The organism is Halalkaliarchaeum sp. AArc-CO, assembly GCF_024972735.1.
GTDB lineage: Archaea > Halobacteriota > Halobacteria > Halobacteriales > Haloferacaceae > Halalkaliarchaeum.
Map to the genome: position 1 here is coordinate 2,399,621 of NZ_CP087723.1, position 14,058 is coordinate 2,413,678.

At 62.6% G+C, this 14,058-nt stretch carries 11 protein-coding genes; 6 read left to right on the plus strand and 5 right to left on the minus strand.

Going from position 1 to position 14,058, the window contains the following annotated elements:
• Positions 1-80 precede the first annotated feature (80 nt).
• The 5 genes from AArcCO_RS12575 to AArcCO_RS12595 all read left to right on the plus strand — a co-directional run bounded on the left by AArcCO_RS12575 (position 81) and on the right by AArcCO_RS12595 (position 5,331).
• Positions 81-1,487, plus strand: coding sequence for an ABC transporter substrate-binding protein (locus tag AArcCO_RS12575; protein WP_259533854.1), 1,407 nt, complete (start codon positions 81-83; stop codon positions 1,485-1,487).
• 162 nt (positions 1,488-1,649) lie between these two features.
• Entirely contained in the window at positions 1,650-2,552 is a 903-nt protein-coding gene (locus AArcCO_RS12580; protein ID WP_259533855.1) for a carbohydrate ABC transporter permease, read from the plus strand.
• Between the two features lie 114 nt (positions 2,553-2,666).
• On the plus strand, positions 2,667-3,461 hold the full coding sequence (locus AArcCO_RS12585; protein ID WP_259536437.1) for a carbohydrate ABC transporter permease: 795 nt from the start codon (positions 2,667-2,669) through the stop codon (positions 3,459-3,461).
• 4 nt (positions 3,462-3,465) lie between these two features.
• Positions 3,466-4,617 (plus strand): ABC transporter ATP-binding protein, encoded by a 1,152-nt coding sequence (locus tag AArcCO_RS12590; RefSeq protein WP_259533856.1) that lies wholly within the window; start codon positions 3,466-3,468, stop codon positions 4,615-4,617.
• A gap of 3 nt (positions 4,618-4,620) precedes the next feature.
• Positions 4,621-5,331, plus strand: a complete 711-nt coding sequence (locus AArcCO_RS12595) for a glycerophosphodiester phosphodiesterase (RefSeq protein ID WP_259533857.1) — start codon at positions 4,621-4,623, stop codon at positions 5,329-5,331.
• A gap of 36 nt (positions 5,332-5,367) precedes the next feature.
• Here the strand turns inward: AArcCO_RS12595 and AArcCO_RS12600 are convergent, their stop codons facing one another.
• Together AArcCO_RS12600 and AArcCO_RS12605 are read right to left on the minus strand one after the other, a co-directional pair.
• On the minus strand, positions 5,368-6,951 hold the full coding sequence (locus AArcCO_RS12600; protein ID WP_259533858.1) for a BCCT family transporter: 1,584 nt from the start codon (positions 6,949-6,951) through the stop codon (positions 5,368-5,370).
• A gap of 435 nt (positions 6,952-7,386) precedes the next feature.
• Positions 7,387-8,586 carry an iron-containing alcohol dehydrogenase gene (locus AArcCO_RS12605; protein WP_259533859.1) on the minus strand — a complete coding sequence of 400 codons (1,200 nt, stop codon included), beginning with the start codon at positions 8,584-8,586 and terminating at the stop codon, positions 7,387-7,389.
• 189 nt (positions 8,587-8,775) lie between these two features.
• Between AArcCO_RS12605 and AArcCO_RS12610 the strand changes: the two genes are divergently transcribed.
• Positions 8,776-10,287 (plus strand): aldehyde dehydrogenase family protein, encoded by a 1,512-nt coding sequence (locus AArcCO_RS12610; RefSeq protein WP_259533860.1) that lies wholly within the window; start codon positions 8,776-8,778, stop codon positions 10,285-10,287.
• Between the two features lie 30 nt (positions 10,288-10,317).
• On the opposite strand, the gene AArcCO_RS12615 is transcribed toward AArcCO_RS12610, so the two are convergent.
• The 3 genes from AArcCO_RS12615 to rdfA all read right to left on the minus strand — a co-directional run bounded on the left by AArcCO_RS12615 (position 10,318) and on the right by rdfA (position 13,958).
• Positions 10,318-11,118 (minus strand): IclR family transcriptional regulator, encoded by an 801-nt coding sequence (locus tag AArcCO_RS12615; protein ID WP_259533861.1) that lies wholly within the window; start codon positions 11,116-11,118, stop codon positions 10,318-10,320.
• A 228-nt stretch (positions 11,119-11,346) separates the two neighbouring features.
• Positions 11,347-13,305 (minus strand): archaea-specific SMC-related protein, encoded by a 1,959-nt coding sequence (locus AArcCO_RS12620; protein ID WP_259533862.1) that lies wholly within the window; start codon positions 13,303-13,305, stop codon positions 11,347-11,349.
• 41 nt (positions 13,306-13,346) lie between these two features.
• Positions 13,347-13,958 carry a rod-determining factor RdfA gene (gene rdfA / locus AArcCO_RS12625; RefSeq protein ID WP_259533863.1) on the minus strand — a complete coding sequence of 204 codons (612 nt, stop codon included), beginning with the start codon at positions 13,956-13,958 and terminating at the stop codon, positions 13,347-13,349.
• Between the last annotated feature and the right edge of the window lie 100 nt (positions 13,959-14,058).

Sequence of the window (14,058 nt, forward strand, 5' to 3'; positions counted from 1 at the left end):
GGTATTGAACCATCCACCAGCCGGAAGAGAGATAAAAACCATTACCTTTATAGAGAAGACCCTTATAGGTGTGATAGACCATGTCAGATAATGGTAGGCGGTTGATCAGCGAAGCGGCGTCGCGACGTCGCGTGCTCAAGAACGTCGGAGCAGCCGCGTCCGTCGGTGGATTGGCGGCCGTGGCCGGATGTACGGGTGACGGCGACGACGAGCCCGCCGATGTCGGCGGCGAAGGTGAAGTCGAGGGCGTCGACGAGGTCGAAATCGAGTTCTGGCACGGGCTCGGCGGCGACCTCGGACAGATGGTTTCGGACCTCGCGGACGACTTCAGCGAGCAGTCCGACACCATCACAGTGACTGCGATCGAGCAGGGGACGTATCGGGAAACGATGAACCAGACGATCAACGCCGTTCGCGCGGGTAACCCGCCGGGCCTGGCACAGATCTTCGAGGTCGGAACCAAGCAGGCGTACGACAGCGGAGCGTTCGTCCCCATCGAGGAGGTCATCCCGGAGGAGCAGCTCGAACTCGAGAACTTCCTGGATCCGGTGCTCAACTACTATCGGATCGACGGGCAGCTCAACTCGATGCCGTTCAACTCCTCGAACGCGCTGATGATGTACAACAAGACTGCCTTCGAGGAGGCCGGGCTCGACCCCGAATCGCCGCCGGAGACCTTCCAGGAGGTCATCGACTACTCCGAGGAGCTGATGGACGCCGGCTACAACTACGGCATTACCTGGCCGAACCACTCGTGGTTCGTCGAGCAGTGGTTCGCGCTCCAGGACCAGGAGCTAGTCAACAACGAAAACGGCCGCGCCGGAGACCCGACGGAAACGTACATCAACAGCGACGCCGGGATGAACGTCTTCGAGTGGTGGCAGGAGCTCGACGAGATGGGCGCGTACCTCTCGACCGGGATCGAAGCGTGGGGCGAGGCCCAGCAGGGCTTTTTCACCCAGGAGGCACCGATGGTGCTGTATTCAACGTCCAGCATCAACCCGATGCTGCAGGGCGCCCAGGACAACGACTTCGAGGCGGCCGCCGCGCGGATCCCCGCACCGGAAGGACAGCGTGCCGGCGTCACGATTGGGGGCGGCTCGGTGTGGATCCCCGACGGACAGGACCAGGCCGAACAGCAGGCTGCCGCGGAGTTCCTCCTGTGGCTCACCCAGCCCGAACAACAGGAGCGATGGCACCGCGGCACCGGCTACTTCCCCGTGCGCGAGGAGTCGATCGAGAACCTCGAGGCGGAAGGGTTCTACGACGAGAACCCGGACTTCCGCGTCGCGCTCGACCAGCTCCAGGAAGGCCAGGACACGCCGGCGACTCGGGGCGGGCTCATCGGGCCGTTCCTCGACACCCGGACGACGATCGCCGAATCCGCAGTCGCAGTCATGGACGGAGATCCGGTCGGCGAAGTGCTCGACGACGCCGCCGAGGACATCGAAGAGGCGCTCGAAGACTACATCGAGCGACAGTCGTAATCCCCGTGTCCGGCACCCGGCTCGGCGGATCGGGGCGGCGATCGAATCGACGTCGAGTCGGCCAACTGACCGGACGGAGTCGGACGAGAACAGGTGCGACAGATATATAGCCCGCATTTTTCAATATGCCAGAAACCATGCGAAACAGGGGGTACAGAATCGATGGCTGAATCGCAGAGAGCGGTGTTCAAAAACCGGAAGCTCGCGGCGCTGCTTTTGCTTCCGACGATCGCAGTCTGTCTGGCGTTCCTGTACTATCCGGCTATCGACACGTTCCGGTTGAGCCTGTTCCAGACGACGCTGGTCGACGAGACGTTCGCCGGTCTCTACAACTACGAGCGGATGTTCACTTCCGAGCGGTATCGAAACAGCATTTTCGTGACGTTCGCGTTCGGGGGTGTCGTCGTGTTCGGTACGATGCTGGTTGCGCTATTTATCGCATTTATGATGTACGAGGTGAACCACTTCACCTCGGTGTATCTCATCACCGCGATCTGGCCGTACGCGCTGCCGCCGGCCGTGGCGGGGCTAGTGTTGTTGTTCCTGTTCCAGCCCGATCTCGGAATCTTCACCTACTACATCAGGGCGATCGGGTCGGTCTTCGGCATGGACATCGCGTTCAACTGGCGACAGGACGGCCCGCTTGCGTTCGCGGTCGTTTCGGTCGCGGCGATCTGGAAACAGCTCGGCTACAACATCATCTTCATGATCGCGGCACTGAACAACATCCCGGACACGATCGACGAAGCGGCCGAACTCGACGGGATCGGTCGCCTCAACCGACTGTTCCGCATCTACGTGCCGCTGATGTCGCCGACGCTCGTGTTCCTGATCGTGATGAACACGATCTACGCGTTCTTCGCGACGTTCCCGCTGATCGACCTGATGACCAGCGGCGGTCCGGGCGGTGCGACGAACATCCTGATCTACAACCTCTACATCGACGCCTTCGAGAACTTCAACCTCGGGTACGCCTCCGCACAGTCGCTCGTGTTGTTCCTGATCGTCGGGTTGTTGATGTACGGACAGCTCAGAGTCTCGGACCGGTACGCACACTACGGGTGATTATCGATGGCAGAATCAACAGTCTCAGAGACGACGACACGAGGCGAAGACACCACGACAGGGGTCCGACGGAACCGACAATCCCTGGGGGACGTCCTCCCCGACCAGTGGCTGATGCACGTTGGACTGATCGTCTCCATTTCGCTCATGGCGCTCCCGCTGATACTCGCGGCGATCATGAGCACTCAGTCAGTCGCCGAGATCTACGACGTGACGAACCTCGCCCCCGGAAGCGACGCCTACGAGAACTACTACCGGGTGATGACCGACTTCAACATGTGGACCTACCTCATCAACTCGACGATCATGGCGCTTGCCATCGTCGTCGGGAAGGTGGGCCTGTCGCTTCTGGCGGCGCTCGCGCTGGTCTACTACGACTTCCCGTACAAGAACGCGACGTTCATGTTCGTGCTGTTCACGCTGATGCTCCCGGTACCGGTCCGGATCGTCCCGCTGTTCGAGCTGATGGTGAACCTCGACTGGACGAACACGATGCTCGCGATCACGATGCCGTATCTGGCGAGCGCGACCGCAGTCTTCCTGTTCCGGCAGCACTTTATGTCGATTCCGGCGTCGATCGTCGAGGCGGCAAAGCTCGACGACGTTGGCGGGCTCAGGTTCCTGATCTTCGTGTTGATCCCGATGTCGAAAGGGATGATCGCGGGCATTTCGGTGATCACCTACATCTACGCGTGGAACCAGTACCTCTGGCCGCTGGCGGTCATCAGCAGCCAAGATCAGCAGGTCGTACAGGTCGGGCTCAAGAGCCTCGAAGGAACCGCAGCGGCGGGACAGATCGAGTGGGGGCTCATCATGGCGGGCGCAATGATCGCGCTCGTGCCCCCGCTCGTGGTGCTGATCGTGCTGCACAAGCCGCTGCTCGAAACGTTCGGTCTCCAGCAGAAATAGAACGATGGCAACGATTCAACTCAACGACGTGGTGAAGCGCTTCGACGACGTCGTCGCGGTAGACGGCATCGACCTGACGGTTCGTGACGGCGAGTTCATCGTCATCGTCGGCCCGTCGGGCTGTGGAAAGAGCACGACGCTCCGACTCATCTCGGGATTGGAAGACGTCACAAGCGGCGTCATCGAGATCGGTGGCCGCGACGTCACCGGACTCGAACCGAACGAGCGGGACATCTCCATGGTGTTTCAAAACTACGCGCTGTACCCGCACATGACCGCAAAGCGGAACATGACGTTCGGCATGAAGTCCGCCGGCGACTTCACCGACGAGGAGATCGAACAGCGCGTGACCGAGGCGGCGGAGATCCTCGACATCACGGACCTGCTCGATCGAAAGCCGGGGGCACTGTCCGGCGGGGAGCGCCAGCGGGTCGCGCTCGGGCGGGCGATTTCCCGGGACCCCGAGGTGTTTTTGATGGACGAGCCGCTGTCGAACCTCGACGCGAAGCTACGGGTCCAGATGCGTGCCGAACTGGCGAAGCTCCACGACGAACTGCAGACGACCACCGTCTACGTCACCCACGACCAGACGGAGGCGATGACGCTTGGTGACCGTGTCGCAGTCATCGACGCCGGACAGATCCAGCAGGTCGACTCCCCACAGCGGCTGTACGACTTCCCGGAAAACCGGTTTGTCGCGGAGTTCATCGGCGACCCGGCGATGAACATGATCGACGTCACCGTCCGTGACGGCAACGCCGTCCACGAGGCGTTCTCGATCCCGCTTCCCGCCGGAGAGAACACGGTCGGGAGCGGGGAGGTAACCGCTGGGCAGCGGTCGGCGATCCTCGGCATCCGTCCCGAGGACTTCTATCTGGCCAGCGAGTATCCCGACATGGGGGAAACGACGTTCACGGCGACTGTTACGGTCACCGAACCGCTCGGGGACAGCCTCCTTTTGTACTGCCGGATCGCCGACACCGAGTTCAAGGTGCAGGCGGAACCCCGGAGCACGCTCCAGCCGGGTGACGAGGTCGAGTTGACCTACGATCCAGCACGGCTCCACCTGTTCGATCCGGAAACCGGCGACGCCATCTACCACTCGGAAAGCGCCCCCGGATCCGAGGAGCAGCTCGAACAGCCGGTCGACGAGTGATCGATGGGACGAAGTCGACCCCCGATCGGCCGGCGTCGTGACGACGGGGAGCCGGCGTTGCGGATCGGCCACCGCGGCTGTGCGGATCAGCATCCGGAGAACACGGTCGAAGCGATCGAGCAGTCGGCGCCGTACGTGGACGGCTTCGAGATCGACGTACGCCCGTGTGGCTCCGGCGAGCTCGTCGTCTTCCACGACGAGACGCTCGACCGGGTGACCGACGGAACCGGCCGCGTCGACGAGACCACGCTCGGAGAGCTCCGGGAACTGGAGGTGCTCGATTCCGGCGAGACCGTTCCGACCCTCGGGGAGCTGCTTTCGGCGGTGCCCGACTGGCTTCCGGTCAACGTCGAGCTGAAGGCGACGGGGATCGAAAAGGAGGTGCTCGAGATCTGTGGCGACGCCGACGTCGAAGTGCTGTACTCGTCGTTTTTCGTCCGTGCGCTGCGCGAACTCCGGGACGCCGACGAAGCGGCACCGGTCGGAGTTCTGTGTCACGAGGGCGTCGACGACCGGCTCGCACTCGCCGAGGAGCTCAAGGCCGTCGCCTTTCACCCGTCGATGGAGCTGGCACTCGAAACGGACATCGTCGAAAGATGTCACGATCGCGGGCTTGCTGTAAACGTCTGGACTGCCGAAACCGAAGCCGACGTCCGTCGGCTGCGCGAGCGGGCCGTCGACGGGATCATCGCCGATCGGTGGGACGTGTTTTGAAAACGCGGATCGAACCGAAACGGCGGTGAAAGGGGTTCAGTCGTCCTCGAACGACTCCTGCGAACGTCGCTGCGTTACGAGCGAATCTTCCCGGGAGCCGTCCAGCGTCTCGCGGTAGTAGTCGCGGGCGGCGATGTAGCTGGCTGCCGCGATCGCCACGATAAACACCGTAAACGGGAACGCAAGCACCACCGGGAACGCCTGCATGGCCTCGAATAGCGGAAGTTCGATCGTCATGACGCCGACGAAGGCGAGCAGCACGCCCCACCACGCCCGATTCCGTGCGTTCGGGTTCTCGGTTCCGAGAGTGATCGACGAGAGGATGAACACGGTGGAGTCGAGCGAGGTGATGACGTATCCGGTGATGACCAAAAGGAACAGGACGGCGATGAGCACCCCGAACTGGGTGAGTGTCAACGCCTCTACAATTCCTGCGGGGATGCCGTCGGCGGCGACAGCATCCGAGACGGGCTCTACGAACCCGGGCGAGAGCACCCAACCGCCGATGATCCCGTGTTGTATCCACAGCAGAACGCCCGGAACCCCCACGAGAACCACGAACGTCTCCCGGATCGTCCGCCCCTTGGAGACGCGGGCGACGAAGCTGCCGACGAATATGCCCCAGGCGGCCCACCACGCCCACCAGAAACTGGTCCAGTAGTGGCCCCAGTTGCCCGCTGCGGTGGGGTCAGTGTAAAAGGAGAGTCGGAACATGTTGTTCAGCCAGACGCCGGTCGCGTCCAGCCCGATGTTGATCATCGACAGCGTCGGACCGACGACGAGCAGCGCCGCCGCAGAGACCATCGCAAGTATCACCGTGATCTTCGCGGCGTTTTGCAGTCCCTTGTGGAGACCCAACCAGACGTCGGCAAGGAACACCACCCCGATGAAGCCGAAGAGAACGTACGTGAGCTGGGAGCCGGGGAGATGGAACACGTCATCCAGTAGCGCAGTAAACACCTGCGCAGAGAACCCCATGGTAGCGGCGATCCCACCCACGATGGCGATCAGCGACGCGAGGTCGACGAACCAGTAGAGCTTGCCGTAATCGTCCTTGCCCAAAAGGGGCCGGAGCATCGAACTGATCTTGTACCTGCTTACGTCCTTGTTGTAGATGGTCAACGCGAACGCGAGCGCGAACGGTGGATACCACATCGCGAGGCCGGGGAACACCTCGTGGATGTACATGAACGAAAGCGAGAGCGATTCGATCGGCGCCTGCACCGGCCACGGCTCCGGTGGGGGAGCCGCGACGATCGAGGCGGGTTCTCCTACGCCCCAGATGATGATCGAGCCGCTGTAGCCGACGGTAAACACCATCGCGATCCAGCCGAACAGCCCGAACTCCGGAGTGGCGTCCTCGCCGCCGATACGGATCTGCCCGTATCTGGAAAACGCCATGAACGCCGAGAACGCGAGCAACGCGAACCCGAGGACCATGAACCACCACCCGAAGTTGTGCAACACCCAGTCGTAGGCGCCGAGCATCGCGTCGTTGAACCACTGTGGACTGGCGATACCGACTGTCCCGAGCGCGATTAGTCCTGCTCCCGTGAGGAAAAACAGGAGTTTCTCGTTTCTCTCTGCGTTCTCTAACCCGAACAGTTTCCAGAGGTTCATAATTGTCGTCGTGTAACGCGGTGTTCGTCGTCTGCGTGTCGGTGTCGGCCGGCGTCCGCGAGTGGGCACCGCCCACGAGCGATCACCGGCGTCTCACGTACTGTACAAACGTCCAGTGTTGTTTCGAGTTGTGACTCTCGAACGCTACGCCGCCCTTGCCGTTTCCGAACCGGAACTCGGAAGACTATCGGTCGATCGTCAGGCTGGTCCATGGTTCTGCGAATAACTCATGAGTGGTTTTCACTGCCACAGGCACGATCTAAACTGATGGATAATAAAACCTTTTATTTATTATCCCTCGCAGTCGGGCGATAGGATAATGTTAGTAAAACATTACTTTAGCGGTTCGGAACTCCTGCCTGTCGAAACCAACCGTGAGTACACCTCCCGCATCTGGGGCGTGCGGGCGTTTTGCGGCTCAGTCAGCGTTCGCGTTCAGTACGCGTCACGAGCGATTTCCAGCAGGTCCTCGGCGTCGGCGTCCCGCGGGTTGTCGTGGATCTCGATCGTGTACAGCGCGTTTTCGGCAATTTCCGGGAGGTCCCCTTCGTCGACGTCGAGATCGGCGAGGCTCTCGGGCAGGTCGACCGCCGCGATCAGTTCTTCGACGGCGGCGACCGCCTCGCGGGCGGCCTCCTCCTCGGAGAGCCCGGAAACGTCGACACCCATCGCCTGTGCGACTTCGGCGTACCGGTCGGGCACTTCCTCGAGGTTGTACCGCATCACGGCGGGCGTGAAGGCGGCGATCGCCTCGCCGTGAGGGATCTCGGGATACATTCCGCCGGTCACCTCCGCCAGCGAGTGAATCGCCCCGAAGCCTGCGAAGTTCTCACAGATTCCCGCCACGTTGGAGGCGAACATCATCCGCTCGCGGGAAGCCATCGTCCCCTCCTCGTAGGCCTCCACCAGGTTGGCCGACACCAGTTCCATCACGTTGTACGTCAGCGGTTCGACGACCGGCGGTCGCGCCGAGGAGACGTGGTTCTCCAGCGCGTGTGAAAACGCGTCGAAACCGGTCGCGGCCGTCTGGCGCGGCGGCAGCGACGCGGTGAGTTCGGGGTCCACCAGCGCGATTTCGGCACCCAGATACGGGCCGTCCGGGTACAGCGGCGGCTGTCCCATCGCCATTTTGAAGTCGCGCTCTTCGTCGGTGATGACCGCCCAGTAGTCCACCTCGCTGCCGGTGCCGGCGGTCGTGGGAACGGTCACCAGCGGTAGCGGTTCCGTCTCGATCGGTGCTTCCATCACGTCCTCGGCGGACTTCACCTCGTAGTCTGCGACCTCTCCCGAGTTCGTCGCCATCAGCGTCGCTCCCTTGCCGACGTCCATTACGCTGCCGCCGCCGACGGCCACGACCGCGTCACAGCCTTCCGTATCGAGCAGTCCTGTCGCCTCCTCGACCATCGACGTCGTCGGATTCGGCTCGACGCCGTCGTAGACGATGTACTCGATACCCGCATCATCGAGGGACTGTTCGATCCCCTCGAGGAGGCCGACCTCCCGGATTCCCTCGTCGGTGACGACCAGTACCGACTCCCACTGTTGAGAGTCGACGAGCGGGCCGACCCGCTCGCTTTTGCCGTTGCCGAACTCCACCCAGATCGGGAACGACAGCGTGTACTCGCCGAAGCTCATTTTCGGCCCTCCGGCGTAGCGAACGTCACGCTCGGGGCGTTCGATCGACGGTCGACGGACTCTCCTCTCCGAATACGTCGGGCTTGCCTTCGCATCTCGTTTGGAGGTTTCCCTCGCAGTTCATAAAAGTATCCGTACGCCGAGTGACAGGAGCACAAATTTAAGAACGCCTGCATCGATACGCAACCCATGGCAGAGCCACAAGGAGAGACAGCCATAGTCGAGCGACATCTATCGGCACACGAGGAAGCGACCGACGGAACCGAGTTTCACGCCTGGATCGGCGGGGACCACTACCGGACCGACGAGGGGCTGGAAACCCGGGATCCGGCGATCGACGAGCCGATCCTGGAGGTTCCGCGATGTGGATCCGGCGACGTCGACGCCGCCGTCGAGGCCGCCTGGGACGCCTTCGACCGCGAGTGGGCGTCCACAACGCCCCGAGAGCGGTCGAACCTGCTGTTCGAGTGGATCGACGTCCTCACAGAGCACGTCGACGAACTCGCGAAGCTGGAGTGTCTCGACACCGGCAAACCGATCACGCAGGCGCGCGGCGAGGTCGAGGGCGCGATCGACACCCTGGAGTACTACGCGTCGGTGTGTCGCGCCCAGCGGGCCGATCACGTTCCAGCCGGTGACGACCTCCACCTGTACACAAAACACGAGCCGTACGGCGTCGTCGGCCAGATCGTCCCGTGGAACTTCCCGATGTGGGCCGCAGCCTGGAAGCTCGGCCCCGCACTCGCGGCCGGCAACGCCACAGTGCTCAAACCCTCGACGGACAGCCCGCTGACGACGATCCGGGTCGCACAGCTCTCGGAGGGAATTCTCCCGGACGGGGTACTCAACGTCGTGACGGGGAAGGGGAGCGAGACCGGAAGCGCGATCGCCGAGCACGACGAGATCCGGAAGGTCTCCTTCACGGGGAGTACGGCGGTCGGCTCGGGCGTGATGCACGCGGCCGCAGACCGAGTCGCACCAGTCACGCTCGAGTTGGGCGGGAAGTCCCCGTTCGTCGTCTTCCCCGATGCCGACCTGGACCGGGTCGTCGATGCGGTCGCCGACGGGATCTTCTACAGCACGGGCGAGATCTGCGACGCGTTCTCACGGGCGCTGGTTCACGAGGACGTCATCGAGGAGTTCACCGAGCGGTTCGTCGAAAACGCCGAATCGTACACCCTCGGGGACCCGCTCGACGAGGAGACCACGATGGGGCCGCTGACCTCCGAAAACCAGTTCGAGACGGTGACAGACTACATCGAGACCGGCAAACGGGAGGCCGACCTGCTGTGTGGCGGCGGCCGTCCGGACGATCCGGAACTGGCGGACGGCTGGTACGTGGAGCCGACCGTTTTCGGAGACGTAAAAAACGACGACACGATCGCCCGCGAGGAGATCTTCGGGCCGGTCCAGACGATCATCCCGTTTTCGAGCTACGAGGAGGCGATCGAACTCGCGAACGACACCCGGTACGGGCTGGCCGCCGGCGTCGGCACGGAGTCGACATCGCTCGTGCACAACGCCGCAAACGACATCGAGGCCGGCCTGATCTACGTCAACGAGTACGGGCCGATCCTGCCGGAGGCGCCCTACGGCGGCTTCAAGGAGTCCGGCGTCGGCAAGGACCTCGGGCTGGAGGCGCTCGATCACTACCGGCAGACGAAATCCGTCTACGTCAACCTCTCTGAACCGTCGCTGTAGGTTGAAACGGCAACGACCGGATGACCCAGGTCAGTCGCCTGCGGTCGCCGCGGCGATCTCCGCTTCCAGTTTCTCGACGACAGTTCGGAGTGACGCCGGGATGCGCTCCCGGAATACGTCGCCAGTGAGACGGTAGCTCGGCCCCGAAACGCTCATCGATCCGACGGTGTTTCCGTCCCCGTCCCGAACGGCCATCCCGACGCTTCGAAGCCCCTCGGTGTACTCCTCGTCGCCGAGCGCAAATCCCCGTTCCTCCGTGCGATTCAGTTCCTCGTACAGCTGCTCCCTGTCGGTAATCGTGTTCTCTGTTACCGCCTCCAGCCCCCATCGATCGACAATCGAGTCCACGCGTTCCCGGGAATACGTCGCCAGGATCGCCTTGCCCGAGGCGGTCGAATGGATGGGATAGTACGTCCCCATCCGAGCGCGGTAGCCGTTGGATCCACCCTCGGCGTACTTGACCCACTTGTGGTACGACTCCGAGACCGTGATGATCCGGCCGTGATCCTCGACGATGAAGTCCACCTCCTCGGTCGTCTCCTCGGCCAGCCGGTGGACCGCTTCGTCGATCGCCTGGTTCCCGGGGAGCCGCGACCGGGCGTGCTCCCCCAGGTTCAGGAATCGAAATCCCACGTGATACGTGTCTTCCTCCTTGATGAGGTAGCCGTTCGATTCCAGCGTCGCGAGATGTTTGAACACTGTACTCACCGCGAGAGAGAGCTCCTCGGCGAGTTCGGTCATCGTCGCGCCCTCCCGTCGTTTGATCGCCTCGAGCAAAGCGAGGGACCGTTCGGTCGTGTCGAGCGTGCTTCCCGGGGGATCAGCGAGCATCGTTGTCCGAACGAGCGGGCGCTCGGTATTAAAGATTCACGTGATTCACGTAAGCGAAATCGGTCCAATTATTCACGTATGCGAAAATAGATTCCGTCGATTCCCGGTAGCGATCACAGTGCGATGACCCAGAGAAGGTGGACGTTGAAGAGAACACGTGCCGTATCCGAAGAAATAAACTGTGACGACATTATTTCGAGAACAGAAACTACACAGGCACCGGACGGTTCAGATCTCGGTCACGTAGGCGTACTCCTCGGAGAGCGCCTGGGCGTCCTCGGGGAGCAGCGCGATGACGAGGTGATCGACGTACTCCTCGAAGTAGTCGACGACGGCGGCGATGCGCTCGGAGTCAATCGCCTCCAGTGAGTCCAGAAGCATCACCGGGAGAATCTCGTGAACGTCGTGGACGAGATACCCCGCGAGCGCGAACACGAGCCCGGTCACCTCGCGTTCGCTCTCCGAGAGGTGATCGACGGTGTCCCGGTAGGCCGTGCCGTCGGCCGACCGGACGACGTGGAGGTCGAACGCCGTCCGATCGACGGACCGGCGACCCTCTCTGACGGTCTCCTCGCGGCGCTCGATCCAGATCCGGTCGATGTTTTCGTACTCCAGGATCTCCAGGATGGCGTCGATGTGCTCGTTGAACGACTCGACCGCTTCGGCCTCCAGTCGATCGACTCGAGTCCGGAGGTCGGCGAGCTCGTCGGTGATCTGCTCGCGGCGGGTCGAAAGCTCCTCGCGGGCGTCGGTGGCGTTTTCGCGCTCTTCGATATCGTCTTCGACGCTTTCGAGTTCGTTTTGGAGTCGCCCGACCTCAAGTTCCAGCCGGTTCGCCTCCCTGTGGCGGTCGAGCACCTCGCTGTAGTTGGTCTCCTCGAAGGATTCGGTTTGCTCTTCGAGCCCCTCGATCTCGGATTCGAGCGCCTCACGCTTTTCCTCGAGCGTTTCGATCCGTTCCCGGGAGGAGTCCAGTTCCGTCTCGATCCGCTCGAGACGCCGTTCGTTGCGTTCCCGCTGTCGCTTTCGTTGCCGGAGCTGTTGCCGCTCGTCGGTGAGGTCGTCGATCCGCGATTCGAGTTCGTTTCGCTGTGAGAGCTGATCCTTCCTGAGCTCCCGGAGACGATCGAGCGTTCCCTCGATCCGGTCGACTTCGACATCGGAACCGCAGGTCCAGCAGACGGTCGTGTCGGCCGACAGCAGTTCGTCGGTGACCGCCCCGTCGCCGTCGGCCCGGCCGTCGGCGTCTGAAGCCTGGAAAACGCGTTCGACTGTCGCGTCGTCCTCTTCGAGCAGCTCCTCGTTGAAGCTGATGACGCTTTGCAGTTTGCCGATCGTCCCGTCGAGCGCCCGCTTTCTGTCGCGGAGCTCCTCGATCCGCCCCTCGAGTTGATCGACGCTCCGATCGTCGTCGAGTTCGTCCCCCTCGTCGGTCTGCAGCTCCTCGCGTTCGGCAGTGAGCTCCTGGATCGTCGCCCGTTCGGTTTCGAGCTCGAACTCGACGTCCTCGAGCCGGGACTGGGCGTCCCGCAGTTCGGAGAACAGCTCCTCGAGCTCCTCTTTTCGGGTCCGGCTCTCCTCGATGTCGGCGTCGAGCCCGTCGAGTTCGGACTCGACCTCTGCCAGCTCCTCGCGCGTTTCCTCCAGTTCCGTCTCCAGGCTCCGTTTCTTCGACTCCAGTTCGGGCAGGTCCTCCTCGAACTGTTCGAGCCGGGAGATCTCCTGGTCGATCTCGCGTTTCTCGGACTCGAGTTCGTCGATCTCCCGTTCGATCTCGGCGGTGTCGACCGGCCGCATGATCACCTCACGGAGGTCGTCGCCCCGCTGGATCGCCCGTCGGGCCTCGTTGTCCTCGAGCAGGAACGCAAACAGGTCCGCGAGCTCGGGATCCTGGAGGTAAGGATCGCCGTCGAACGCGACGGTTCCGTTCCGTCGGGTCAGCGTACGGCTGTACGTTTCCCCCTCCAGCTGCAGTTCCACTCGACCCTCGTCGGCGTCGGCCTTCAGGGAGGGCTTCTCGCTGCCGAACGCCGCCATCAACGCCTGGAGAAACGAAGTTCGGTTCGTCGCGTTCCGGCCGGTCAGGACGGCGACTCCGGACGGAAGCGTTACCTCCGTCCGGTCGATCCCGCCGACGTTTTCCGCGGTAACCGTCAGTGTCTCGTCCACTGACTTTTGTGAAGACATGTTGTTGTACAACCTAATTACAGGAACACGTACTTAAATATTTACTCTCCGCCGCAGTCGCAGCCACCGTCCCGAACCAGATCGACGAGCGCATAGTCGCGACCACACTCCTCGCAAACCGCCCGAACCTCCACGAACAGTTCGTACTCCCGGTCGGTCACCTCCCCGGATCGGACGAGCCCGTCGAGAGTCGACTGGGCGACTGCAGCGGTACGCCCCTCGAGGCGCTGGAGGGTCTCTACTTTCCGTTCTGGATCGACCGATCGGTCCTCGAGCTCCGCTTCCCGATAGTCTCGAAGATACGAATGGACGGCCTGATGTGTGACGAAGTTACTCCGGAGCTCCTCGACGTCGACTCCCTCCCGTTCGAGTTCTCGCTCCTTCCGTAGGACGTCTGCACGGGGGACGTCGTCGTCCGTGAGGACGCGATAGGTGCTCTCTACGTCGTACTCGATCGCGACCACGTCGGCGTCCCGGAGCGTCGCCTCCAGAACGGCGCGGTTGAACTGGTCCGCGAGATCCCGGAGACTGGTCCGTTCCCCGTCGACGCCGAGCCACTCGGCCTCCAGTCGGTCGCCCCATCCATCGAGTTCGTGCTCCTCGATCACGCGGGCAACCTTGCTGTCGGGCCGGTCTGTCGATTCCGTTCCCATACGGTACGCCTCTCACCACTACGTTACAAAGGTAACGGTGTAACGAGGACACACATATGACTGTAACGGGACACGTCGCGTCGCCGCCGGGCGTTCCAGT